Source organism: Flavobacterium sp. TSSA_36 (assembly GCF_051547165.1).
GTDB lineage: Bacteria > Bacteroidota > Bacteroidia > Flavobacteriales > Flavobacteriaceae > Flavobacterium.
The window spans coordinates 45,428-72,418 of sequence record NZ_JBPTTP010000008.1 but is presented as its reverse complement, the minus strand read 5'-3'; the positions used below and the strand labels follow the sequence as shown (position 1 = coordinate 72,418).

19 protein-coding genes and 1 pseudogene are annotated in these 26,991 nt (G+C 35.3%); 14 read left to right on the top strand and 6 right to left on the bottom strand.

All coding sequences use genetic code 11. The annotated features are described in order from the left end of the window. Positions 1–57: 57 nt before the first annotated feature. Complete coding sequence (locus ACSVH7_RS13755; protein WP_438067266.1) at positions 58–2,163, bottom strand: ribonucleoside triphosphate reductase; 2,106 nt, start codon at positions 2,161–2,163, stop codon at positions 58–60. Between the two features lie 390 nt (positions 2,164–2,553). On the opposite strand from ACSVH7_RS13755, the gene ACSVH7_RS13750 reads away from it, so the two are divergent. After that, positions 2,554–3,474 (top strand): glycerophosphodiester phosphodiesterase family protein, encoded by a 921-nt coding sequence (locus ACSVH7_RS13750; protein ID WP_438067265.1) that lies wholly within the window; start codon positions 2,554–2,556, stop codon positions 3,472–3,474. A 68-nt stretch (positions 3,475–3,542) separates the two neighbouring features. Here ACSVH7_RS13750 and lysS read toward each other — a convergent pair whose 3' ends face one another. The 3 genes from lysS to ACSVH7_RS13735 all read right to left on the bottom strand — a co-directional run bounded on the left by lysS (position 3,543) and on the right by ACSVH7_RS13735 (position 7,662). Then, a complete protein-coding gene (lysS, locus tag ACSVH7_RS13745; RefSeq protein WP_438067264.1) occupies positions 3,543–5,246 on the bottom strand; it encodes a lysine--tRNA ligase in 1,704 nt (567 codons plus the stop codon). Between the two features lie 158 nt (positions 5,247–5,404). After that, on the bottom strand, positions 5,405–6,412 hold the full coding sequence (locus ACSVH7_RS13740; protein WP_438067263.1) for a hypothetical protein: 1,008 nt from the start codon (positions 6,410–6,412) through the stop codon (positions 5,405–5,407). A 14-nt stretch (positions 6,413–6,426) separates the two neighbouring features. Further along, positions 6,427–7,662 carry a hypothetical protein gene (locus ACSVH7_RS13735; protein WP_438067262.1) on the bottom strand — a complete coding sequence of 412 codons (1,236 nt, stop codon included), beginning with the start codon at positions 7,660–7,662 and terminating at the stop codon, positions 6,427–6,429. Positions 7,663–7,849: 187 nt separating this feature from the next. Between ACSVH7_RS13735 and ACSVH7_RS13730 the strand changes: the two genes are divergently transcribed. The 3 genes from ACSVH7_RS13730 to lipB all read left to right on the top strand — a co-directional run bounded on the left by ACSVH7_RS13730 (position 7,850) and on the right by lipB (position 10,181). Then, positions 7,850–8,578, top strand: a complete 729-nt coding sequence (locus ACSVH7_RS13730) for a hypothetical protein (protein ID WP_438067261.1) — start codon at positions 7,850–7,852, stop codon at positions 8,576–8,578. A 150-nt stretch (positions 8,579–8,728) separates the two neighbouring features. Then, the gene (locus ACSVH7_RS13725) at positions 8,729–9,472 is read left to right on the top strand and encodes a hypothetical protein (RefSeq protein ID WP_438067260.1); all 744 of its coding nucleotides are present in this window, start codon (positions 8,729–8,731) and stop codon (positions 9,470–9,472) included. A gap of 10 nt (positions 9,473–9,482) precedes the next feature. Beyond that, positions 9,483–10,181: a lipoyl(octanoyl) transferase LipB gene (lipB, locus tag ACSVH7_RS13720; protein ID WP_438067259.1), complete on the top strand. Its 699-nt coding sequence runs from the start codon at positions 9,483–9,485 to the stop codon at positions 10,179–10,181. Between the two features lie 5 nt (positions 10,182–10,186). Here lipB and ACSVH7_RS13715 read toward each other — a convergent pair whose 3' ends face one another. Further along, positions 10,187–10,846 carry a ribonuclease HII gene (locus ACSVH7_RS13715; protein ID WP_438067258.1) on the bottom strand — a complete coding sequence of 220 codons (660 nt, stop codon included), beginning with the start codon at positions 10,844–10,846 and terminating at the stop codon, positions 10,187–10,189. A 197-nt stretch (positions 10,847–11,043) separates the two neighbouring features. Here ACSVH7_RS13715 and ACSVH7_RS13710 point away from each other — a divergent pair, with 197 nt between their 5' ends. The 8 genes and pseudogenes from ACSVH7_RS13710 (at position 11,044) to ACSVH7_RS13675 (ending at position 23,071) form a co-directional block, all read left to right on the top strand. Next, the gene (locus ACSVH7_RS13710) at positions 11,044–14,217 is read left to right on the top strand and encodes a SusC/RagA family TonB-linked outer membrane protein (RefSeq protein WP_438067257.1); all 3,174 of its coding nucleotides are present in this window, start codon (positions 11,044–11,046) and stop codon (positions 14,215–14,217) included. A gap of 18 nt (positions 14,218–14,235) precedes the next feature. Further along, positions 14,236–15,675 carry a SusD/RagB family nutrient-binding outer membrane lipoprotein gene (locus ACSVH7_RS13705; protein WP_438067256.1) on the top strand — a complete coding sequence of 480 codons (1,440 nt, stop codon included), beginning with the start codon at positions 14,236–14,238 and terminating at the stop codon, positions 15,673–15,675. A 439-nt stretch (positions 15,676–16,114) separates the two neighbouring features. Next, positions 16,115–17,343 (top strand): annotated as a pseudogene (locus ACSVH7_RS13700) (IS4 family transposase). A 148-nt stretch (positions 17,344–17,491) separates the two neighbouring features. After that, complete coding sequence (locus ACSVH7_RS13695; protein ID WP_438067255.1) at positions 17,492–19,438, top strand: putative porin; 1,947 nt, start codon at positions 17,492–17,494, stop codon at positions 19,436–19,438. An 11-nt stretch (positions 19,439–19,449) separates the two neighbouring features. Then, the gene (locus tag ACSVH7_RS13690; protein WP_438067254.1) at positions 19,450–20,811 is read left to right on the top strand and encodes a pyridoxal-phosphate dependent enzyme; all 1,362 of its coding nucleotides are present in this window, start codon (positions 19,450–19,452) and stop codon (positions 20,809–20,811) included. 9 nt (positions 20,812–20,820) lie between these two features. Next, positions 20,821–21,303: a 3'-5' exonuclease gene (locus ACSVH7_RS13685; RefSeq protein WP_438067345.1), complete on the top strand. Its 483-nt coding sequence runs from the start codon at positions 20,821–20,823 to the stop codon at positions 21,301–21,303. A gap of 61 nt (positions 21,304–21,364) precedes the next feature. Further along, positions 21,365–22,633: a DUF2851 family protein gene (locus ACSVH7_RS13680; RefSeq protein ID WP_438067253.1), complete on the top strand. Its 1,269-nt coding sequence runs from the start codon at positions 21,365–21,367 to the stop codon at positions 22,631–22,633. Between the two features lie 210 nt (positions 22,634–22,843). Next, positions 22,844–23,071 carry a PspC domain-containing protein gene (locus tag ACSVH7_RS13675; protein WP_438067252.1) on the top strand — a complete coding sequence of 76 codons (228 nt, stop codon included), beginning with the start codon at positions 22,844–22,846 and terminating at the stop codon, positions 23,069–23,071. A 40-nt stretch (positions 23,072–23,111) separates the two neighbouring features. Here ACSVH7_RS13675 and ACSVH7_RS13670 read toward each other — a convergent pair whose 3' ends face one another. After that, positions 23,112–24,617, bottom strand: coding sequence for an APC family permease (locus ACSVH7_RS13670; protein ID WP_438067251.1), 1,506 nt, complete (start codon positions 24,615–24,617; stop codon positions 23,112–23,114). A gap of 192 nt (positions 24,618–24,809) precedes the next feature. On the opposite strand from ACSVH7_RS13670, the gene ACSVH7_RS13665 reads away from it, so the two are divergent. Further along, entirely contained in the window at positions 24,810–25,691 is an 882-nt protein-coding gene (locus tag ACSVH7_RS13665) for a ComEA family DNA-binding protein (RefSeq protein ID WP_438067250.1), read from the top strand. Positions 25,692–25,707: 16 nt separating this feature from the next. Further along, positions 25,708–26,850, top strand: a complete 1,143-nt coding sequence (locus ACSVH7_RS13660; RefSeq protein ID WP_438067249.1) for an acyl-CoA dehydrogenase family protein — start codon at positions 25,708–25,710, stop codon at positions 26,848–26,850. The last annotated feature ends 141 nt before the right edge of the window (positions 26,851–26,991 follow it).

The window sequence follows — 26,991 nt, the reverse complement described above, 5'->3', positions numbered from 1 at the left end:
GGATTGTAGCGAAGAGCGGGACGATGTGGGCTGAAAATGCCTATTGATTGCTGCTCCTTAATTTGCTAATTGTACTTCTTTTTCTTGAATTAAAGCTTCGTCACATTTTGGGCAATATTCGTGTTCGCCATTCAAGTAACCGTGTACGGGGCAAACGCTGAATACGGGGGTTACGGTGATGTAGGGCAATTTGAAATTGGAAATTACTTTTTTGACGAATTGTTTACAGGCATCGGAGGAGCTGATTTTTTCGCTCATGTACAAGTGTAACACGGTGCCGCCGGTGTATTTGCATTGTAGGCCGTCTTGTAAATAAAGGGCTTCGAAAGGATCTTCGGTATGATCGGCTGGGATTTGTGAACTATTGGTGTAATAGTAATTGTCACCTTCTCCGGCTTGGAGGATGTCTGCAAAGCGTTTTTTGTCTTCTTTGGCAAAACGGTAGGTGGTTCCTTCGGCGGGTGTGGCTTCTAGATTGTACAAGTTTCCGGTACTTTCTTGGAATTCTTTCATTCGGTTACGGATGTGTTCCAAAATTTCACCGGCAAATTCGATGCCGGTTGGTGTGGTGATTGTATCGGTATTGTTGCTGAAATTGAGGATCATTTCGTTCATACCGTTCACTCCGATGGTGGAGAAATGGTTGCGGAAATGCGTCAAATAACGTTTGGTGTATGGGAACAAGCCACGGTCGTACATTTCTTGAATGAAGACTCTTTTCTTTTCTAAAGTAGATTTGGAAATGTATAATAAGTTGTCCAACTGTTCGATTAAACCAGCTTTGTTGCCTTTGTATAAATAGCCCAAACGCGCCATATTGATGGTGACTACACCAATACTTCCGGTCATTTCAGCACTACCGAATAGTCCGTTGCCACGTTTTAACAGCTCACGTAAATCGAGTTGTAAACGACAACACATGCTTCGAACGGCGTTGGGTTTATAGGCATTTGGGTTTTCTTCTTTGTTTCCGTTTTCGTCTAGTACATATTGACTTCCGATGAAGTTTTGGAAATAAGAGGATCCAATTTTGGCGGTATTTTCGAACAATAATTCGGTATTTTCTCCGTCCCAATCAAATTCTTCGGTGATGTTTACCGTTGGGATAGGGAAAGTAAAGGGTTGTCCATTAGCATCACCTTCGGTCATTACGGTATAATAGGCTTTGTTGATGAGGTTCATTTCGGGTTGGAAATGTTCGTAACGCAATTCGTTGACTGCATTCACGCCTCTTGCTTTGGCACGTTCTAAAAGATCGGCTCCCGTTTCGTTTTCAAAAAAGTGATGGTCTTTTTTGGTAGGGATTTGTGTTTTCAAATCTTCAGGTACGACCCAGTCCAAGGTGATGTTAGTAAAGGGAGATTGTCCCCAACGAGCCGGTACATTTAAGTTGTAAACAAAGCTACGAACGGCCTTGAGTACTTCGTCAAACGATAAATTGTCTTTGAAAACATAAGGAGCCAAATAGGTATCGAAAGAGCTGAAGGCTTGTGCGCCGGCCCATTCGCTTTGCAAAATCCCTAAAAAGTTAGCCATTTGCCCTAAGGCTTCTCTAAAATGAGCGGGTGGTCTACTTTCTACACGTCCGCGAACACCGTTGAAGCCTTCGTTTAAAAGTACTCTCAAACTCCAACCAGCGCAATAGCCGGTCAAGCAATCGAGATCGTGAATGTGAATGTCTCCGTTTCTATGTGCGTAGCCTTCTTGTTTGGTGTAGACTTTATCTAACCAATAATTGGCAATGATTTTTCCAGCTACATTGTTTACTAAACCAGCATTGGAGTAGGAAGTATTAGCATTGGCATTGATGCGCCAATCGGTTTGATGGATATATTCGTCAATAGTTTGGGTGCTGTCCACATAAGTGGTATTTTCGTTGATGCCTTCTGTATGCTCACGTTGTAATTTACGCGTATGTCTAAAAAGCATAAAAGAGCGCATGACATCAAAATGTTTGTTCTCAAAAAGTATTTTTTCGATGCAGTCTTGAATTTCTTCCACTGACCAAGTTGTCATTGCGTCTAGCTCGTCCATTACTTTTTCATAGACTTGCTCATCAATAGCAGAATGTACGCTATTAAAACTTTTTTCAATAGCATCTTTGATTTTGAAAGTTTCAAAAGGTTTGTATTCTCCATTTCGTTTGATAACGTATTTTTCCATGATTGCGAAAGTTTTATTTGTAAAAAGTTGTTAAATATCTGCGTGTGCTAAAGAAGCTTTTTTGGCTTCTGAAATTTTAATTGGAAACATAAAAATCCCAAATCGTTTTTGGTAAACAATTTGAAATCAGTAGTATATGTTTGTGTTGGAATTTGTTTTTGTATACTGCAATTTTACCGCTAAAGCTTGTCTAGAAAACTGATATTTGTCAGTTTTGAGTTTTTTTTATGCTCATTTAAAATACGTTTGGAAGGACTGAATTTGTTAGGTTTACTAGATTATCCTCCATGGATTGTTAATAACTTAATGAGTTTTTGTTTTCTTAAAGTTTTTAAAAAGAGGAAATGTTTGGGATTTCAATTTGATATTTTTGAATTTAAAATGTAAAAAATGAAAAATAGATGGTGTTTTTTATGGATTCTTTTCTTTGCTTTTCACTTGCAGGCACAAGAAAAAGAGTTCAGAATTAATTTTAACTCGGTTAAAGAATTACAAAAATTTCTAACCTATTCCGAAAAGTCCTATCCACTTGTGAGTGCGCATCGCGGTGGTCCAATGCCAGGTTTTCCAGAAAATTGTACGGCGACCTTTCAGAATGCTATTGGGTATACTCCTTTGATAATCGAAACGGATATCGCCTTAAGTAAAGATTCGGTTTTGGTGATGATGCATGATGATAAATTGGATCGAACCACCACGGGAACGGGATTGATTGGGAATTATACTTATGATGCATTACAAGCTTTTAATTTAAAAGATACGCAAGGAAAAACGACACCTTATAAAATAGAAACTTTAGATCAGGTGTTGCAATGGGGAAAAGGGAAAGTAATTTTTAACTTGGATATCAAAAAAGGAGTACCGATGCAGATGATTGTTGATGCAGTTCGTCGCAACAAAGCAGAAGCTTATTCGGTAATTATTACGTACAATGCCAATCAAGCCGCTGAGGCAGCCCGTTTGGCTCCTGATTTGATGATTTCTGTTTCGGCAAGAGGCAAAGAGGATGTGGAACGTATGGAAGCTTTAGGCGTAAAAGCAGATAAAATGGTTGCTTTTGTGGGAACTTCAGCGCCTAATCCCGAAGTGTATGGGTATTTACACAGCCGAAACATCAGCTGTATCGTTGGGACTATGGGAAATATTGATAAAAGCGCCGCAGCGAAAGGCGATGTGTTGTATTATCAATTAGTAGCCAATGGTGCTACTATTTTGTCTTCTGATCGAATAATAGAAGCTGGAGTACAGTTGCAAAAATATGCCAAAGACAATAAGTTGCGATCCAAGCATATTAAAGAGGTAAAGAAGTAATTTGAATAGAAACAACAAACCCGATAATAGGTAAAATTATCGGGTTTGTTTTTATGATTAAGAAACGATTACTCCTTCAATCGGCAAGCTTTTACATCACCATCAACCACAACTTCGGTCATTCCAAGTGCGGAAAGGTTTTTCATCGCTTTGTCCCATTTTTTGCCACTCAATTCGGATTTGATTTTTAGTAAACTAAATTCCATTTGATTGTCATTGGCTTGTAAAATGGCAACAATTACTTTTTCATCAGCTTCTAATTCTACAGTTGCTTTTTTCTTTTCTGGTCGCATTTGTGGGAACAAAAGCACTTCCTGAATAGAGGCATTATTGGTCAAGAACATCATCAAACGGTCCATTCCAATTCCTAATCCAGAGGTTGGTGGCATTCCGTATTCTAGTGCTCTCAAGAAATCTTCGTCAATAGTTCCGTTTGCCTCATCATCTCCTTTTTCAGCCAAACGCATTTGGTCTTCAAAACGTTCTCTTTGGTCAATTGGGTCGTTCAATTCTGAGTAGGCATTGGCGATTTCTTTTCCGCAAACCATCAATTCGAAACGCTCTGTTAATTCAGGATTATCACGGTGTTCTTTACACAATGGCGACATTTCTTTTGGATAATCAGTAATGAACGTTGGCTGAATATAATTTCCTTCGCATTTTGCGCCAAAAATTTCGTCAATCAATTTTCCTTTCCCCATAGTTTCATCCACTTCAATGCCCATTCCTTTGGCAGCTTCAAACAATTCGACTTCGCTTTTTCCAGAAATATCAAAACCTGTAAAATGCTTAATCGCATCGGTCATGGTTACACGAGCATAAGGCGCTTTGAAATTGATAGTGTGTTCGCCAAAAGTCACTTCGCTTGTACCGTTTACAGCCGTTGCGCAATAGTCCAATAATTGCTCTGTAAATTCCATCATCCAGTTGTAGTCTTTGTAGGCTACATAAATTTCCATAGCGGTAAATTCAGGATTATGGGTTCTGTCCATTCCTTCGTTACGGAAATTTTTTGAGAATTCGTACACACCATCAAATCCTCCAACGATTAGTCTTTTCAAATACAATTCATTGGCAATTCGCATATACAATGGAATGTCTAAGGAGTTGTGATGCGTTATAAATGGTCTTGCTGCTGCACCACCAGGAATGGATTGCAAAACAGGAGTTTCTACTTCTAAATACCCAGCTTCGTTAAAGAAGGTTCGCATCGCTGTGAACAATTTGGTTCTCTTGATGAAGGTTTCTTTTACGTGTTGGTTTACGGTCAAATCTACATAACGCATTCTGTAACGCAATTCAGCATCGTTGAACGCATCGTGAATTTTTCCGTCTTCGTCGATTTTTGGTAAGGGTAAAGGACGTAAGGTTTTGCTCAAAAAGGTGAACACATCTACGCGAATACATTGTGCCCCCACTTTGGTGGTAAACAATTCTCCTTCAATACCAATAAAATCGCCTAAATCGGTTAATTTTTTAAAAACTTGATTGTATAACGTTTTATCTTCTTCTGGGCATAAGACATCGCGATTTACGTACAATTGTATACGTCCTTCGCTATCTTGTAATTCAGCAAAACAAGCTTTTCCTTGATCTCTAACGCTCATTAAACGCCCTGCTACGATTACTTTCTTGCCTTCTTCAAAGCTTTCTTTTATTTGCTTTGAAGTATGATTTACTGGAAAAAGTTGTGCAGGATAAGGGTTAATGCCCAGATTACGTAAACTTTGTAGTTTTTCTCTTCGGATAATTTCTTGTTCTGATAAGGCCATTTTGTTCTGAATTTTAAGTCCGCAAAGATAAGAAAAGAATGCGGACTTCGGATTTTAGATTTTAGATTTTTTGGAACAGTTATTTGACTTTCTGTTATTTTAAAACGTCTGGTTTTGGAAATGAAAACACCAATTGATTCCTTAAAAATCGACAAATTTTATTTTTGTTCCGCAATAGTAACTTTGTTTAGTTTTAAAACTCGTATTACTTGATTGGTGTTGTCGGCTACAAACAAACGGTCTTTTAGCAAGGCACAATTAGTAATGGAGTTAAACGCATTTTCTCCCATAATATCCGAATTGTTGATGGTTGGTGTGTAGTTTTGATCTAAAAAAATGTTTTTTGGATACAAACGAATATAGTTGGTCCCTTTTATTTTTTCAGTTGTTATAGCCCATTCATCGCTGAATGCCACAGATAAAGGAAGGTTATCAGTTAATGTTTTAGTATTTGGTAAAATAGGAACAGTCAGTGAACTAGTTGCGTTTTTCTCAATGTCTTTTATATTGTAATGCAAAAATCCATTGGCGCTTTGTCCGGCTACGATTAAATTTCCATTCGAGACATCCATGGAATAAATTTCTGTTCCGCCTTTAAGGGTGTTTAATTTTGCGATGGGAGCTAAGTTCCAATTGCTAGTTTCGGTAATTTGGGCCGTTGGGAACACTTTGATACTGTTGTTCTTTTCTTTGACAAAAAGGTAACCATCTTTTGCTTTTAGCCCAAAAACGTGAACAAAAGTTTGCCACCATTGTCCATTTCCAATGGTGTTGATGCCAGATAATGTTTTTTCATCCAAAACAAAAATTCTAGAATCAATGCTGCCAAGGTAAATTCGGTTGTTGTCTATAGAAATGGAAGATAATTTTGTAAAAGGAATGGTCGTGGTTCCTTTAGTGAAATTTTTTATACTCGAAAGATAAGCTAAAGTAGTAGCGTCAAATATTTCAAGTACATCACCGTTGCAAATGTATAATTTGTTATTGGCTATAGTGATAGCGTTAGCTTCCAAGGTACCATTTCCTCCAATGATTTGATTGGCCTTGATATTGGTTTCGTTACTTAAATAATAATAGGAATGATTCGTAGGTTCATAGACGGCATCTGAATCTTTACTGCAACTAGCAAAAACGAATAAGAAAGCTAAATATATATAATTTTTCATAGTTATTTTTGAATTTAATTCCATTTTCCTTCTCCTTTGTATTTAAGTAAGAAAGGGTTGTTTGGGCTGATTTTGAAAACGGGTTTTTTGTAATCTTTTTTGTTTAAATAGGTGATTTTTGTCCAGCTTTTGAGGATTTCAGGATCAAGAAAAGGGAGGTCATTTAGATAAATCAAATATTTATACAAATTAGCTAACATTTCTTGTTGTCCACCTCCTTCACCACTATTGGCTAAATTGCTACTATGACTAAAACCGATATGATGAGAATATTCGTGTGACCAAACTGACATTTCGCCTATCCAATGTCCTGTAACGTACCCTGATTCCCATTGTGAAGCCAAAGGTCCTCCTCCTAAGGCAGCAGCTCCACCAACCATAGCTAGGTAAACGGTTCTTGAATCTACATAATTCCAGTAAATTTTCTCAATTTCTTGTTTGGTGTAATAATCATAAACACCATTTACATCGTCAGCATTGCCGTGCCAATCAAGAGCGCCATTTATTGGGGTTCCTGCTAAAGTGGCTTGTTCTTGCTTGTATTTGTCAAAATTGGTAAAGGTTTGATAATATAAAGGATGACTTAAGGCATAGGAGTAATTGATGATCATTGTTATGGCTTCTTTGGCCAAAACCGGGTTCATAGGAAGAAATTTTCCTAATTCATTGAGGTGATAGCCATCGTGAAATTGCACTAAATGATTGGATTTTATTTTTTTGAATTTGGCAAACAAAGGGTCTGTGGAAGCGACAAAAAATTCTATAGATCCTGATGAAAATCCTTCGATTTTGTCTATAGTTACGGTTTTTCCATTTTCTAATAAATAATCGTTTTTGCCGGCGACTAAAGGAATTTGATGAACCGAACGATGAAACGCAGGGATTTTACTAAAGTGAAAAAGCACGAATTTATTTTCATAATTAGGAAGTTTAGCATACACTTTTACGTCTGTCAAAGCAACAGGGGAATATAAGGAAATCTGTATAGAATCTTTTCCTTTTTGAATTACTTGAAGTGGCTCGTTAACCCTAAACCAACGATCCTTTTTGTCATACATTTTTGCAGGATCCTCGGTGTCCTCAAACATCGTAATAGGTTTATTACCTGCAGGCAATTGTGTAGCGTCTATACTTGATAAATAATTAGGTTGGTAATTCTTGTAATTTACTTCAGTTTCACAGCTTGTGAATAGGGTTAATACCACCAATAACAAGAAATAATGCGGAGTACTTTTTAAAATTTGATTCATAGGTTAGTTTTAAGATTAAGGGTTTACAAATTTATTTTTTCTTTTATAGTTTTTACTGTTTAAAGTGTTTTTAATTGAAAAAAATTATGCTTATTGGACTTGTTAAATCGTGATTGATTAGGTGAATTGATGATTTTGTATAAGGTATTTCTTTATATTTGAAAATTATATTTGAACTATGAAGCGAATGAAATTACTTTTAGTATGCCTTTTTGGGATGCTTTTTTTAGGTTGTCAAGTTACAGAGACCCTTCATTTTAATGCAGATGGAAGTGGAACCATCGTGGTCGAAATGCTTCGCGTGGAGCAGAGCTATCAGCAATTGGCAGGTGAAGAGTACAATAAAAATGAAGTTTTTGAAGATACCACTTATGTTTTTGATGATTATATTTCAAAACATTCCGAGACTTTTTCTAAGCTAACTGCTCAAGATAAAGCTGTTTTTAATGCATACAATGGTGTGAAAGTGCATATTAAAAAGAATTCTTTTGAAAAGGAATTTCGTACTACTTTTACGCAAAATTTTCTTCAAACCAATCAAATCGCTGATTTGTATAAAACACAAGAATATGTCAGTGATATTGTTCACAATTATGCGCTAAGTGCCGAAGAGCATTATTATAAAGTTGCTTTTCAGTTGTCGTCAAATGAGTTCAAAAGAATGGTAACCATAAACGACGTGCAGCAGTTAAAAAAACAACAAGCAACAATCAATAACTATAAGAAGCAATTTGGTGACAAAAGGATTCATCAAAGGCTAACGCTTAGTTATCATTTTGCAAAAAAAATAAAATCAGTTTCAATCCCAGATGCCAAAGTTAGTGCTGATAAGAAGTCAGTTGAAATCTCTTTTGGTTTACTTGAAAGTTTATTTGATCCCAGTAGTACATCAGTTGTCATCGTTTTTGAAGAATAATTGGATGGAATTGATAAAGATTTTTTCTTCTATGAAAGTATGCCTCGGGTTTTAGTATCTTTGGCACAGATAAAAAGAGGGATAGAAAATGCATACCTAAGTATATGATGATAGCATACTTTTTACCAAGTTCACATTAAAATAGTACATATGAAATCGATAATGTTTTTAATCTTGGGCGTGACGTTGATGTTGACGAGTTGTACCGTTACAGAAAATATTTATGTAGATGCTGATGGCTCTGGAAAATTCAATGTTGATTTAGATGGTTCCAGTTTGATGGCCATGATGCCAAAAGATTCTTTAAAAAACGAGAAGAGCATTGATTCAATTTTTACCTTTAAACAACTTTTAGCGGATAATAAAGACAGTATTGCAAAATTGCCAGTTTTGGAGCAACAGCAACTGAAAAAATTAGAAAATTTCAAGATGCGTATGCAAATGAATCAAGAGCAAAAACAGTTTTTGTTTTCGTTGCAAACTAATTTCAAGAGCGTCTCAGAATTGCAAGATGCAATGGTGGCTATTAATGCAATGAGTTCACTTCAAAACAAAGTCAATAAAACTAATGAATTTGGTGCTGGTATTCCATCTGAAGGATTGGCAAACAATAATTCCACGTTGTCTTATTCTTTTAAAGGAAATAAATTTTCTAGAATTGCGGTTTTGAATAAAGAAAAAAAAGCAGCACTAAATGAAGAAACAGCCGAAATGAATAAAATGATTTTTGCTTCTTCCACTTATATCGTAAAATATCATTTCGCAAAGCCTGTTAAGAAAGTTTCTAATACTGCCGCGTTGTTTAGCGAAGACAGAAAAACCATTACCATTCAATATCCCTTTTCAGAATATATGGATACCCCTGAAAAATTGAATATTGAAGTAGAATTTTAGAAAATAGAACATGAATAAAAATATCCAACTTCAAGATTTAGGTAGTAAAGATTATAAAGCAACTTGGGAATACCAAGAGGAATTGTTTAAAGGAATTGTCGATTTAAAAATTCAAAATAGGAGAGAGGCAACAACTTTTCCTACACCTAATTATTTGCTCTTTGTTGAACATCCTCATGTGTATACTTTAGGTAAAAGTGGTGATATGAGTAATTTGCTTTTAAATCAAACACAATTAGAAGCAAAAGGGGCTACTTTTTATAAAATCAATCGTGGGGGCGATATTACTTATCATGGGCCAGGACAAATTGTGGGATATCCTATTTTAGATTTAGAAAATTTTTTCTCAGATATTCATAAATATTTGCGTTTTCTCGAGGAAGCTATTATTCTGACCTTGCAGGAGTATGGTTTGGAGTGTGGTAGAAGTGAGGGGGAAACTGGTGTTTGGTTAGGTGTTGGAACTCCTTTTGCGAGAAAAATTTGTGCTATGGGAGTGCGTGCTTCCCGTTGGGTGACCATGCATGGTTTTGCCTTAAATGTTAATGTAGATTTAGGTTATTTTGACAACATCATACCTTGTGGTATTCGCGGAAAAGCGGTTACTTCTTTGAATGTAGAGCTTGGTGTTGATAGGGTAGATGAAGTTGAGGTAAAGCATAAAATTAAGCAACATTTTACAACTTTGTTTGAAGCTACCTTGGTTTGAGTTTTTTATAAATCTAATTTGAGTTGTTCGGGTAATAATCGAAAACTCAGGCGGTGGTATTTGGTAACACCATGTTTTTCAATGGCTGCCCGATGTTCTTGCGTTGGGTAGCCTTTATTTTTTTTCCAATTATACATTGGGAATTCTTCATGAATACGATCCATGTATTCGTCTCTGTAGGTTTTGGCCAAAATCGAAGCGGCAGCAATACTCATATATTTTCCATCTCCTTTGGTGATACTTGCGCTTTTAAGCTTTGTTAAAAAATCTATTTCTTCTTTTGAAAAAATTTTAACACCTTTTGTGATGATTCCTTTTTTGGGAATAAAGGGTGCATTTCCATCTATGATAACTGCGTTAGGTCTCGGATCTAATTTGACTACACATTCTTGCATGGCTTTGATGGAGGCATTTAGAATATTGATATCATCAATTTCTTGCGGTTCAATATGGGAAATTGCGTAGGATATCGCTTCATTCTCAATGATCGATTTGAGGCTTTTTCGAATCTTTTCTGTTAACTTTTTGCTATCATTAAGTAAATTATTTTCAAAATGTAATGGGAGGATTACAGAAGCAGCGGTTACAGGCCCTGCAAGACAGCCTCTTCCGGCTTCATCGCAACCGCTTTCGTTGAAATTTATGAAAAAATTAGGACTTAGCATATCGTAAAGTTTTTAACAGAACTATTTTAAATTATTCTCGTTTTTTTGGATTATAAATACAATATCAAAAAAATGCATAAATAAAGAATAAGATGTGTTTTTTTTTAAATTCTCAGTGTTTTCAAGGCTTCAGTGAAACCTTGTGGTTTTAGTAATAATTTATAATTTTTGCAACATTACTAATAAAAATAAATATCATGAGATTAAAATTTAAATGGATTTTTACTTTTCTAGTCGTTTTCTCTATGCAATTTGCCTTTGCACAAGAGAAAACGATTACCGGAAAAGTTACCGATAACACAGGGCCAATTCCCGGAGCAAATGTACTTATTAAAGGAACTTCTTTTGGTGTTCAAACTGATTTTGATGGTGTTTTTTCTATTAAAGCAAAAACTGGTGATGTTTTGGTGTTTTCGTTCATGGGGCTTAAAGATACCAGCGTGATTGTTGGAAATGCTACTACGGTAAATGTTTTGATGTCTGAAGCGCCAAATGAATTAGAAACTGTGGTAGTTACGGCTTTAGGGGTAAAAAAGAGTAGTCGTGCTGTGGGTTATGCGGTTCAAGAAATTAAGTCAGCAGATTTAAATAAAGGCGGTAACAGCAGTTTATCTGGGGCGCTTCAAGGAAAACTTGCAGGGGTTCAAATTACGCCTTCAAGCGGGGCTCCTGGTGCTTCCTCTCAAATTGTAATTCGTGGTGCACGTTCTTTTACAGGAAATAATACGCCTTTGTACGTTATTGATGGGATGCCTGTAGCTTCTCAAGCAGATTATTCCACAGGGAATAGTGTAACAGGTTCCGATTCTGCGAATAGAGCGGTAGATATTGATCCTAATGATATTGAGTCAATATCTGTTTTAAAAGGTCAAGCAGCTTCTGCGTTATATGGTCTTAGGGCTTCTAACGGTGTAATTCTTATTACAACAAAAAGCGGTAAAGGAAATGCTAAAGATGGTAAGCCTGTATATACATTTTCGAATGCTACAAGTTTTGAATTGGTATCTAAAAAGCCAAGTACTCAAAATGAATATGCACAAGGGTCTAACGGAGTGTTCAATCCTTATGCTTCTACAAGTTGGGGGCCAAAAATTTCAGAATTGCCTAATGATCCTACTTATGGTGGTAATATCGCAAATGCGAATAATGGTGGCGTGCTTAGACCGGGAATGTACTATGTACCACAAAGAGCCAAAGCTGGTTTAGATCCTTGGGTGGCTCCAAAGGCTTATAATAATATCAACGATTATTTTCAAACAGGTGTAACTGTAAATAACTCATTCAATGTAAGTCAAGCTACAGAAAAAACTAACTATTCTTTCGGAGTTGGAGCGACAAATCAAGTGGGTATGATACCAGAAACTGGTTTAGACCGTTACAACATGAAAGCAGTGGTAGAGACGAAATTAAGCAACGAATGGAAGACAGGTTTTTCCATGAATTACGTTCAAACGTCTATCGCGAAAAGTACTTCAGCAAATGATGCTTCTTTGGTTGGTGTATATGGAGCGCCGAGAAGTTATGATTTGAAAGGGAATGGAATGGCTTCGGCTTTAAATCCATATGATCAAGTATTTTTCAGAAAAAACACCTTTAACAACCCTTATTGGGCGGCACAACACAACGAGAATACTGAAAAAACAAATCGTTTCTTTGGTAATGGAAATGTACAATATTCTCCAGTTATCAGTGTTGATGGACGTCATAAATTAGTAATTAGATATCAATTAGGTTTGGATTCTTATACTACTAATTATAGAGATATTTTTGAATTTGGTAGTAAACATGATTTGACGGGTAATCAAAGTAAGGCCAATTTGTATGGAATTACTACCGATGTATTGAACTCTTTAGCTACGGCAAATTATAGTTATGACATTAATGATGATTTTAAATTCAATGTCTTATTGGGTAACGAATTTAATCATGAAAACAGAAAAACGTATAATGATTTAGGTACAGGATTCAACTTTGGTGGTTGGCCAACTATTGCTAACGCAAGAAAAGTGACCTCTGAAGAACGAAGAAATCAATACAGAACCGTTGGTTTCTTTAGTAATGGAGAATTATCGTATAAAAACATGTTGTTTTTAGGAGCGACAGTGCGTCAAGATTTTGTGTCTTCTATGCCGCGTGGGAATAGAGATTTCTTATATCCGTCAGTGTCTTTAGGATTTGTATTGTCAGAATTAGAGGCTATCAAAGAAAGTCCTGTGATTTCTTTTGCAAAAATTAGAACTTCATTTGCAGAAGTGGGGCAGGCCGGAAGATATGTTGCGGATTATTATGCTAGACCAAGCTACGGCGGTGGTTTTTGGGGTAATCCTCCAGTGCAATTCCCTGTGGGTGATGTGAGTTCTTTTATTCCTTATCCTGTATTGACGGACCCCAACTTAAAACCTCAAAATACCCAATCCTATGAGTTTGGTTTTGATTTGAGATTCTTCAAAAATCGTATTGGTTTGGATTATACGTATTCAAGACAAAATGTAAAAGATCAGATTTTTGCTGTGCCTTTAGCGGGTTCTGTTGGAGCGGCTTCATATATGACGAATGGTGGAAAAATTCATACAGATGCTCACGAAATTGTATTGAATGTGAATCCAGTAAGAACAGAAGATTTTAACTGGGATTTTAATATTAACTTCTCTAAAGTGGTTTCAATTGTTGATGAATTGGCTCCTGGAGTAGAAAGTATCTTTTTAGGTGGTTTTGTGTCTCCTCAAATTAGAGCTAATGTTGGCGATGCTTTCCCTGTGATCTACGGAACAAGTTACAAAAGAGATGCCAACAACAATATTATGGTAGATGCTAATGGATTACCAATGATCGGTGAAGAAAAAGCGCTTGGTGAAGTAATGCCAAAATTCACACTTGGTGGTTCTACTCAAATTCGTTACAAAAGAATGTCTTTAGGAGCTACTTTCGATTGGAAAAATGGTGGAAAAATGTACAGCGGATCTAATAACTTGATGAATTACTATGGAGTTGATGCTTCGACAGCTGACAGATCTGCAGGGTATATTTATCCAGGTGTAAAAGCCGATGGCACTCCAAATGATATTGTTCTAGGTACTAATGGTGCACAACAACTGAATTCAAGATTGGTAGATATTACCGAAAGTGCTATTTATGACGCGAGTTTTGTGAAATTAAGAGAGCTTACTTTTGGGTATGTATTCCCTAAGTTTTTAGACAACAAAATCGACTTGAAAGCCTCACTTTTTGCTAGAAACATTCTTTTGTGGTCCAAAATGCCCAACTTAGACCCGGAAGCTTCGCAAGGAAATAATAACATGGCAGGTGGTTTTGAACAATGGTCCATGCCTCAAGCTCAAAGTTATGGTTTCGGTTTAAGTGTTACTTTTTAATTTAAAAAAAATCAACAGATGAAAAATATAAAATTTACAATACTTGCGTTAATGGGATTGATACTCTTTCAGTCTTGTTCCGAAGATAAATTAGATGAGATTAATAAAAATCCTAATGAGCCTAACGACGTCCCGACTAGGTTAATCATTACAGATGTCATGGTGGCTTCGGCATTTCAATTGACAGGAGCAGACAACTCATTTTATGCCGGTGTGTATTCTGAGCTTAACGCTGGAAATCACAATCAGACCTTTAAAGCGCAAACTCGTGATGGTGAACCACAGAAATCGTCTACGTATAATAACTCTTGGAATACAAGTTATAGACAGTTAAAAGCATTAAAAATTATTATCGAAAAATGTAGTCCTGGGGGGTCAGAACAAGGAAATTATCAAACTTTAGGTATTGCTCAAATTCTATATGCTTATAATTTGGCATTGTTAACGGATCTTTTTGGAGATGTGCCACATAGTGAAGCGTTAAGCATTCAGAATTTCCAACCTAAATTAGATAAACAACAAGTAATTTATCAGGAGATTTTTAAAAGATTGAATGACGGTATTGCAAATTTGGGAAAAACGTCTAGTTATCCTAGTTTAGATACGCAAGATTTTATTTACAAAGGAAATTCTTCAAAATGGATCAAAGCGGCCAATGGATTGTTAGCAAGATATACTATGCGTTTGTCATTGGTAGCGCCAAATTATCAAGGAGTTATTGATTATGTTGATGCTTCGTTTACTAGTGCTACGGATGAGTTTAAATTGGCCAAAGTTGAAATTCCAAATCCTTATGCTCGTTTTGAATCTGATAGAGGTGGTTTATGCGTAGCTAAAAGTTTTTATGATTTATTGGTTGCCAATGGGGCTTCAGATGCTAGAACTGCAGTGTTTTTTACGAAAAAGAACGGTGTTGTCAATCCTTTAGATAATGCTTTGTCGAATCCAATTGAAGCGCAAAATGTGTATTCAATTTCAGGAATCATGAGCGAGAAAAACCCTATTTACGTTCAAGGGTATCATGAATTATTATTCTTAAAAGCTGAGGCGCAAGCAAGATTAGGTAAAGACACAGAAGCGCAAGCCACTTTAAATTTAGCGATCAAAGCTGCTTATGGAAAACAGCAAGTAGTAACATTTACTCCAGCACAAGCCGATACCTATATTGCTTCAATCGGAACCTTGACGGGAAAAGCCTTGTTGAAAAAGATCATGGTAGAAAAGCATATCTCCTTTTATGAAAATGAAGGTATTGAAGATTATAATGATGCTAGACGTTTACAAGCTATGGGCAATGGCGATTTAGTTCCATTAGTGCATCCTAAAAAAGATCTTTTCCCTCATCGTTTTGGATATGGAAATTCAGATGTTTCTGCAAATGTACATGTAAGAGAAGCATTTGGAGATGGGTCTTATGTTTACACCGAGAAAGTTTGGTGGGCAGGAGGAACTAGATAGTTTTTAAAATTAAATAAAAACAAGAAAAGGCCCCTTAATGGTTAAAGTAAGGGGTCTTTTTTGTATTAAACATTTCGGTGATTCAAAGTTATCGAATTTATTTTGGATAAAAGGATTAGATGAATTAAAAAGGAAGCAGTGGTAAACTTTGGTTTGCTGCTGCTTTTGTGTTATGTGTGATTGATTAAGTGTTTGTTTTTTGGTCAATTGTTTTTGATTTTATATTTTTATAAGGACTGATTTGTTAATTTACAGCCTAATTTTCTTTTTAATTTGGATCTTTTTAATAAAAATCAGCAATAATGTTAAAATTATTGTTTTACTTATTTTAAGGGTTTATGTTGGTTTTTTTGATTTTAGTTCACTGCTATCCGAAAGTCAAAAATAAAAAATGCCTGAGAATCCCGTATTTTTGATTTTGCGAAACAAATAATACTTTATGGGACTCTTAAGCCGAAACAAAAATATCAAAAAACCAGTTATTCAACAAGTTATTGACCTTGTTCCACGATGGATGCTTGAATCTTGTGCTAAAAAACACAGTTCAGACAAAGGGTGTGGTAAATATAAGACTTACGACCAATTTGTGGCATTAACTTACGGACAGCTGAATAAATACTACACTTTAAACGATATTTCGACTGGAATTGGGGTTAGCGAGACTTTTATTGGAGACTTAGGACTGAATCAAAGTCCGGCGAGATCCACGATGAGTGATGGCAATAAAAAGCGTGATTGGAGAATATTTGAATCCTTGTATTACAAACTGTTGAAACATTATGAAAGGGTTTTGAAAAGCGAATCTCAACGTACTATAATCAAAGAAATTAAAGAGCAAAACATAAAATTGATCGACAGTACCACAATCAGCTTGTGTTTGAACATGTTTGACTGGGCAAAGTTTCGGACAGCAAAAGGAGGCTTAAAAATACACACCTGCTGGGATGACAATTTACAAATCCCTGAATTGGTAAATATAACCCAAGCCAAAATACACGATCGGTACGGAATAGGCCAGTTAGTTTTCCAAAAGGAACAATCGTTCTAGAAGACAGGGCTTATTTTGATTTTACATTGATGCTAAATCGGATTCAAGCCGAAAATGTTTTTGTTACTTGGATTAAGACAAATACAATGTACGAATCAATCCAAGAATTGGATTTGCCTGATGAAGAAGACCAAGATATTATTAAGGATGAAATAGTTGTTTTAAACAGTAATAATGCTATAGAAATAGGTATTAACGAACAAAAACTAAGATTAGTCTATGTTTATAAGCAAGACGAAAATAATCTTATCGAAATAATAACCAATAATCTAGAATGGTCTGCTAGAACAATAGCCGATTTATATAAAAAAAGATGGGATATGGAACTGTTTTTCAGAGCAATGAAACAAAATCTGCAAATAAAAACATTCCTAGGTACAAGTGAAAATGCGGTTAAATCGCAAATTTACATCGCTTAAATAAGTTATTTGATTCTTGAATTGATAAACAGGACAATATCAAAAAAGACAAAGTCATTTTCAAATGTGGTTGAAAAAATCAGAATTTGTTTAGTGTATTATCTGAGTTTAGATTATATCTGTAACCAAGTGGGAGATGGAGCAAATAAAATAAGGTCAGAACCAAAATTAAAATTCAGTTCTGACTTATTTTCAGTATAATTTAAAAACTAAAGCCTATAAATGCTGGTTGTAGATCGCTTTTCGAAGCTTTGAAAAAACTTTCGGATAGCAATGGTTTTTGATTTTTATTTCATTATAGGCTATAATAATCTACCTTTGTCCAAAATTTATAGACTTACAGAAATAAATGAAAAATAAACTCTTAATTTTAATTCTCTTATTTCCTTTCTGCTTATTCTCTCAAAAACAAGGAAGAACACGGTCTCAAAATGAGAGTAAAACACCAATTGATACCACCAAAAACAAAATAGCCCCAATTGATTTATATCGAATCATCACCTTAGAAAAAGATACTACCTATATAGATACCTCATTAAGTATCCGTAAAGAGTATACTCATAATTACCTTAGAAAAGATAATTTTGGACTGTTGTCTTTTTCTAATGATGGGCAAACTTTCAATACACTACAATATGGATTGGTAAAAAATGATATCTTTCCAGAAATGGGTTTCAAAGCCAAACATTTTAATTTTATGGAAGCCAATCAAATACGATATGCTTCAGTGGCTACTCCCGTTACCGAACTTTATTTTAAGACTACGATTCAACAAGGACAATCTTTAGATTCCTATTTTGCAGTGAATATCAAAGAAAATCTTAATTTTTCGGTTGCTTATCGAGGACTTAGGTCATTAGGTAATTACATTAATCAGTTGTCAAGTTCCGGAAATTTTAGATTTACCAGTAGTTACTATACCTTAAATAGAAGGTATTTAGCTAATTTTCATTTTACCTATCAAGATATCCTAAATGGCGAAAATAGCGGAATTACTACCGTCTCAGATTTTGAAAGCGAAGACCCAAATTATGATAACAGAGCGAGACTAGAGGTTTTTTTAACAGACGCAAAATCATTTTTAAAAGGGAGAAGAATTTTTTTAGATCATTCATTTAGAATAAATACGACTAAAGGAAATCATAATTTATGGCTTAATCACCAGTTTAATTATGAAAACAAATTTTTTGAATATAATCAAGCTACCTTAGCTTCTTCAGTTGGAAACACGTCCGTATTGCGTTTTGGTGAGGCTTATGTGGATGGTAATATTAATGATCAAACACACTACAATAAAATGTACAACCGTGTTGGAGTGGCCTATGAAAATGAGGCAATCGGAAAATTTAACTTTTTCATGGATGACTTCAGAAGTAATTTTTATTATTATCAAATTTTGGTTCTTAACTCAGGAGTTATTCCAGGGACCTTAAGCCAAAATATCAATACTTTTGGAGGACAATATCTCTATAACAAAGGAAAATGGAATGGTGATTTTAGTTATTCAAGATCCATTACTAATCAGTCTTTGTCTAATTTAGAAGCAAAAATGACTTTTGATTGGGATGAGGATAATCAATTCGCTGTGGAGTTTCAAAATAAAAATAAAATAGCGAACAATAATTTCAATTTGTACCAATCTAGTTTTATAAATTATAATTGGTTCAATAATTTTAAAAATGAAAAAAACAGCACTTTGATCGTTAAAGCTGATACTCAGTGGGTACATCTCGCTGCTCAGTATACTGTTTTAAAAGACTATTTGTACTTTGACGAAGTAACCTCCACTAATCAAAAATTAGTAGGACAACAAATTATAGCGCCCAAGCAATATGATAAGGCAATCAATTATTTTTCATTAAAAGTTAGTAGAGAATTCAAATTTGGAAAGTTTGCCTTGGATAATACTTTTTTATATCAAAAAGTGGATCAACCGGATCGTATTTTAAACTTGCCTGAACTTACCTTTAGAAATGCAATTTATTTTTCAGATTCCTATTTTAAAAACAAAGCGCTATTTTTACAAACTGGATTTGTGCTGAATTATTTTACTTCTTATTACGCAAACGATTATAATCCTGTGGTAGGCGAGTTTTTTGTACAGGATGTTAAAAAAATAGGAAATTTTCCAATGTTAGATTTTTTCATTAATGCAAAAATTCAACGTACTAGAATTTATCTTAAAGCAGAGCACTTCAATTCTGTTTTTGCTAAAAACAATTATTTCTCAGCTCCAAATACTCCTTACCGCGATTTTACCATTCGTTTTGGTTTGATTTGGAATTTCTTTAATTAACAATTATTATAATGAACTATTCCGAAAATATTCTAGGAACAATAGGAAACACGCCATTGGTTAAATTAAACAAAGTTACAAAAGAGGTTGCTGCTTTGGTATTGGCAAAAGTTGAAACATTTAATCCAGGGAATTCGGTGAAAGACCGTATGGCCGTAAAAATGATTCAAGATGCAGAGGCTGACGGGCGTTTACAGCCAGGTGGAACAATCATTGAAGGTACCTCTGGAAATACAGGTATGGGATTAGCCTTGGCAGCAATTGTAAAAGGATACAAACTAATTTGCGTCATCTCTGACAAACAATCCAAAGAGAAAATGGATATTCTTCGTGCCGTTGGGGCGAAAGTAGTGGTATGTCCAACCGATGTTGAGCCTACTGATCCCCGTTCTTATTATTCTGTTTCAAAAAGATTAGCAACAGAAACACCTAATTCATGGTATGTAAACCAATATGATAATCCCTCAAATGCCATAGCACATTACGAGCAAACGGGACCAGAAATTTGGGAACAAACCCAAGGGAAAATCACGCATTTTGTGGTAGGTGTTGGAACAGGTGGAACCATTTCTGGTGTTGCTAAATATTTAAAAGAACAAAATCCAAACATCAAAATTTGGGGAATTGACACCTATGGTTCGGTTTTTAAAAAATATCATGAAACAGGTATTTTTGATGAAAACGAAATCTATTCGTATATCACTGAAGGAATTGGAGAAGATATTTTGCCTAAAAATGTTGATTTTTCACTAATTGATGGATTTACCAAAGTAACAGATAAAGACGCTGCAGTATACACTCGAAAAATTGCCTTAGAGGAAGGAATTTTTGTAGGGAATTCTGCTGGCGCTGCCGTAAAAGGATTACTTCAACTCAAAGAACATTTTAAGCCCGACGACGTGGTTGTGGTCTTGTTTCATGATTCAGGAAGTCGATATGTAGGTAAAATGTTCAACGATGATTGGATGCGTGAAAGAGGATTTTTAGAAGAAGAAATTACTAAAGCGGAGGATGTAATTAAGGATCATTTAGATAAGTCTTTGGTTATTGCTAGAACCGAAGAATTAGTTTCCCATGCCATTGAACGAATGCGTAAGTACAAAATTTCTCAAATTCCAGTGGTTGATGTTACCGGTTTTGTTGGCTCTGTAGATGAATCGTTGCTGTTTCAAAGCTATATTAATGATAAGAATTCTGCGGAACGTCCTTTACGAGAAATTATGGGAGCTCCCTATCCAATCGTTGCAATGGGAACCCCAATTGAAGAAGTGTCCAAATTGTTCACAAGAGAAAATGCCGCTGTTTTGATTGATTTTGGCAATGGAAAGCATCATATCATCACCAAATATGATATTATTGGGTCTATTAAATAAAAAAAGATGATATCCTTTGTAGCCATAGATTTTGAAACTGCTTCAGGATATCATCCTTGTTCAGTGGGGATTGTAACAGTTGAAAACGGTCAAATCGTAGATGAATTTGTGACGTTGATTCAGCCGCCAAACAACAGTTACAATCCTCATACTATTCAAGTTCACGGAATTCATCCGCGAGATACGCAATATGCAAAAGATTTTGGCGAAGTCTTTCCAGAAATACAAAAACGCCTTCAAAATCAAATCGTCGTAGCCCATAACGAAAATTTTGATCGCAATGTTTTGATTAAATCAATGGCCTTACACGGTTTGCATTATGAAGATCTGAATATTCCTAATCGATGGGAATGTACGCTGAAAATATACAGATCCAAAGGATTTAAACCCGCCAAACTCAGCGATTGCTGTCGGGTAATGAATATTGCCTTAAATCATCACGAAGCACTTTCAGACGCTAGAGCTTGTGCTTATTTATATCTTTTGAGATAAATTTCTTTCATTGTTAATTTTTTAATATATTAGTTATCAATATATTGATCTGTTAACTGTTATGAAAGAAGAATTGTTACATTATGTTTGGAAATACCAAAAACTAAACACCCTTCATTTAAAAACGACTCAAAACAACCAAGTTGTTATTCATCATCCAGGAGTATATCATGAATTAGCGGGACCTGATTTCTTCAATGCTCAAATCGAAATTGATGGACAAAAATGGGCGGGAAACATCGAAATTCATGTTAAATCATCCGATTGGTATCTTCATAATCATGAAAGAGATCCAGCGTACAATAACGTAATTCTTCATGTAGTTTGGGAAAATGATACCGCGGTTTTTGGTCCCAACAATTGTGAAATTCCTGTAGTGGCCTTACAAGATTATATTTCCGCTGATTTGCTTCATAATTACCGTAGTTTAGTAACCCCCAAAACATGGATCAATTGTCAAAATCAACTGAAATCCATCCCTCCATTTCTTTTATCTAACTGGCAAGAACGCCTTTTTTTTGAACGATTAGAACGAAAATCTCAATTGATAGCAGAATGTTTAATCCTTACTCAAAACGATTGGGAAGCCGTTTTGTTTCTTTGTGTCGCCAAAAACTTTGGACTCAACACTAATGGAGATTCTTTTTTCGCGCTAGCAAAAGCCATCCCTTTTTCAGTCATCAGAAAAGAAGCAATAGATTTACAAAACCTAGAAGCGCTTCTCTTTGGCATGGCAGGATTGTTAGAGGCTGACAACGAAGACACTTATTTCAAAGAATTGCAATTTCGATTTTACTATTTACTACAAAAACATAACATTCAAAAGAAACCTATTGCCCCTTTGCAATTTTTTAAACATCGCCCCGATAATTTCCCCACCATTCGTTTAGCACAATTGGCAAGTGTATACCATCATCGGACCAATTTGTTTTCCAAAATTTGTGACAACTTTTCATTGATATCTCTTTACGCACTCTTTACCATTTCTCCCTCAAGTTATTGGAAAAACCATTATCTATTCGACAAAGAAAGCCCTAATAAATCTAAAAAAACAACCCATTCCTTAATCGATTTGCTTATTATTAATACAATATTACCACTTCAATTTGCCTATGCTAAACACCAAGGAAAGGAAATTACCGAAGACGCTTTGTTGCTCATTCAGGGTATAGCCCCAGAAAAAAACAGCATACTAGATAAGTTTAAAACCTCAGGAGTCGCAGTTGCTAATGCCTTTGAATCGCAATCACTGCTGCAACTTAAATCCGAGTATTGTAGCAAAAACAAATGCCTCGATTGTGCTATTGGAGCTGAGTTATTAAAAACATAATTATTTTTAGGAGCAGGTTATATGGGTTTGTACCGGCATACAAAGTCCCGCTTTCCGTTACAATCTCTTGTCTCGGTTGGTCACGAGTCAAGAGGATTTCCACTGCAATCGGGGCTAAGAGGTAAGATTTTGCTTTTTTGTGGTCAAAGTAAAAAAAAACATAACATTTTCATCGTAAAGAATTATTTTTGTATTCAAAAAAGAAAAACAATGACAGCCATACTAAAGTTAAAGTACTTTTTAGAGAAATATGGATTTCATGTTTCTTCCAGAGTAGCCGATAAATTAGGAATGCGAGCAAGTAATGTTCGACTATCGTTTATTTACTTGTCTTTCGTAACAGCAGGTTTAGGATTTGCAATATACCTTACTTTTGCCTTTTGGATTCGTTTGAAAGATCTTATACGTTCAAAACGGTCCTCCGTTTTTGATTTGTAAACATAAAAAAAGCTCCAATTTGGAGCTTTTTTTGTAAATATTATTGATTTTCTTCTTCTAAGTTATTGAGTTTAGCCCTCTTTTTTGAATAGGCAAAATATACAATGATACCTAGTGTACCCCAACAAAGAAAGGCAATCCAAGTTTCATGTCTCACTTGGGTCATTAAGAATAAATTAAACGATACTCCGAGAGTTCCAACTAAATACACAGCAGGTGTTTTGTAATGTCTTTCTAATTCGGGTTTTTTATAACGCAAAATCATTACCGCTACACATACCATTCCAAAGGCAAGGAGTGTACCCATACTACACATCTCACTTACTTTTTCTATAGGAGTAAGAGCGGCTACAATTGAAATAATGGTGCCCACTAAGAAAGTACTTTTATAAGGTGTTTTAAAATTTGAATGCAATTTACTAAAGAAAGGAGGGAGTAAGCCATCTTTAGACATTCCTAAGAATATACGCGTTTGTCCAAGCATCATCACCAACATAACTGAAGTTAATCCTGCAGTAGCGGCTATAGTGATAATGAAAACGGCCCATGTCAACCCATTTTCACTAAATGCAGATGCTACCGGGGCTGCTTTGTCTAATTGACTGTAATGAACCATACCTGTTAATACTAAAGAAACTAAAATGTATAGAATGGTACAAATCACCAGTGAAGCAATAATGGCAAAAGGAACATCTTTCTTAGGATTTATGGCTTCTCCGGCTTGTGTTGAAACAGCATCAAAACCAATATAGGCAAAGAATACTATCGTTGCAGCAGTTAGGACACCACCAAATCCAAAATTCATTTTTCCTGTAGCATTTCCTAACGCATCTAAATTTGGAACTTCAGTCGGAATAAAAGGATGCCAATTGTCAACATTGATATAGAATGCACCACATATAATTACAAAAAGAACCACAGCAATTTTTACAATTACGATAATATTATTGGTACTAGCAGCTTCCTTAATTCCTTTGATAAGAATAGCAGTTACAATCCATGTAATTACAAAAGCGGGTAGGTTAAAGGCAAACGTTGGTAAGTCTATTAAGTCTGATGGAAATGCTTTGTTGTGTTCTAGTACCTTTTCAGTAGCTGTATGTAAATCATTACATAACCAAATAGGGAAATCAATACCAAATAAATGTAATAGTTTTACAAAGTAACCGCTCCAGGCAACAGCAACCGTTGTGGCTCCCATCATGTATTCTAAAATCAGATTCCATCCAATAAACCAAGCAAAGATTTCTCCAATAGTACCATAAGCATAGGCGTAAGCGGATCCTTCAACTGGTAGTACAGAGGCAAATTCAGCATAGCAAAGAGAAGCAAATAAACACCCGATTCCTGCTATGACAAAGGATAGTGCTAATGCAGGTCCTGCATAATCATGTGCAGCTATTCCGGTTAACGTAAAAATTCCTCCACCTATGATGGCACCAATTCCCAGCGAAGTTAACCCCCAACGGGTAAGTACTCTTTTTAAATCACTTTTTTTCATATCTGCTTCAAAGGCAGATATTGGTTTAACTCTCCAAATTGACATGGTTACTGTTTGTTTTAGTTATTAAGCTCCAAATGTATTGTTTTTTATAAAAAATAAAAAAAATATCTCGTTGATACCGCTTTTATTTTAAATTTTATGTAAAATGATTGATAATCATTTGTCGTTGAGTGAAAACATCTCCTAAATTATTTTGCTAGTAGGATGTGTTTTTTTATTTTTAACATGAATTGTATGAAAAAATATAAGATGTTTAAAAATAGTTTCGCTCACTTCTCTTTTACAAGCGGGCAAAGAAAAGGAATTCTGGCTTTGTTTTTTGTTATTGTTTTGTTACAATTTTTGTATTGGTTTCTCGATTTTACCCCCGAGACTCGAAATGATGTAACAAAAACAAAGTGGCTTTCTTATCAAAATGCTGTTGATTCTTTGAGCAAAGTGAATTCTAATACTCCTACTGTTTTTCCCTTTAATCCTAATTTCTTGTCGGATTACAAAGGGTATAAGCTCGGGATGTCGGTCGAGGAAATTGATAGGCTTCATTTATTTCGAAAGGCTAATAAGTTTATAAATTCTCCTCAAGATTTTCAGCATGTAACAGGGGTCTCGGATTCCTTATTAAAGGTTTTGACGCCTTTATTTAAATTTCCTTCTTGGGTTTCTCAAAAAAAGAACTATGCTTCATTTACTAAAAATAGCGTTGTAAAATCAAAAATAATCAAGAAAGATATCAACCTTGCTACGTCTGAAGATTTAATCAAAGTGTTTGGTATTGGAGAAGTGTTAGCAAATCGAATTCTTGCTCATAGGGATAGGTTAGGTGGGTTTGTAGCTATGGAGCAACTTAATGACGTGTGGGGTTTAAAGCCTGAGGTCGTCACTGAGGTAATGACTAATTTTATAGTACTGAAAAAGCCTGTATTGAATTTAATTGATATCAATAATGCCACTCAAAAGGAATTGCAACAGTTTTATTACTTTAAATATCCAATAGTGAAACAAATATTAATTTATAGAAGTATGAATGGTGATTTTGAAAATATTGAGGATTTGTCAAAAATTAAGGACTTTCCTTTGGATAAAGCTAAAATAATTGCGTTATATTTGAAGTTCTAATCAAAAACAAGTATAAATGAACTTCGATACTAATGAGACTCAAATTTTAATAGCGCAATCCATAAAAGATTTTGCGGAACAACACATCAGACCCTATGTTATGGATTGGGATGAAAAGCAATTTTTCCCCATTGATTTATTTAAAAAATTGGGAGAGATGGGCTTTATGGGGATATTGATGCCTGAAGAGCTCGGTGGTGCAGGATTGGGTTATCATGAGTATATCACCATAATTGAAGAAATTTCTAAAGTAGATCCTTCAATAGGACTTTCAGTAGCGGCTCATAATTCTCTTTGTACGAATCATATTTTTACCTTTGGTAATGAGGAACAGAAAAAAAAATGGATTCCAAAATTAGCCTCAGGGGAGCACATTGGAGCGTGGGGATTAACAGAGCACAATACCGGTTCTGATGCGGGAGGAATGAATACTACGGCAGTCAAAGATGGTGATCATTGGGTTTTAAATGGATCTAAAAATTTTATCACTCATGGAGTTTCCGGAAATATTGCAGTAGTAATTGCTAGAACTGGTGAAAAAGGAGATTCAAAAGGAATGACTGCTTTTGTGCTTGAAAAAGGCATGCCAGGATTCACTTCAGGAAAAAAAGAGAATAAGTTAGGAATGCGCGCCAGTGAAACGGCAGAATTAATTTTCGATTCTTGCAGGGTTCCTGATGTCAATCGTCTAGGCGATATTGGCCAAGGGTTTGTGCAATCTATGAAGATTCTTGATGGTGGTCGAATATCAATTGGCGCATTGTCTTTAGGAATTGCAAAAGGAGCATATGAAGCGGCTTTGAAGTATTCCAAAGAAAGAGTGCAATTTGGAAAACCTATTGCCGAATTTCAAGGTGTATCTTTTAAGTTAGCTGATATGGCTACCGAGATTGAGGCTTCGGAGTTATTGCTTCATAAAGCGGCATTTTTAAAACAACAACATCGACCAGTAACAACATTAGGGGCTATGGCTAAAATGTATGCTTCAGAAGTATGTGTAAAAGTAGCTAGTGATGCCATACAAATTCATGGTGGATATGGTTATACCAAAGATTATCCAGTGGAGAAATTTTACAGAGATGCAAAACTATGCACCATTGGAGAGGGAACGACCGAGATTCAAAAAGTTGTGATTTCAAGAAATTTATTGAGAAATTAATTGATTTTTGAAGTAAATATGTGGTGGTAAGTGCATAGAATAACTCGTTGATGTTATTTTGAAAATATTTTTTATTTTTTTTATGGATAATTCACGAGTAATGTTTACTTTTGCACACTTAACGAAAGGGGGTGATAAAAT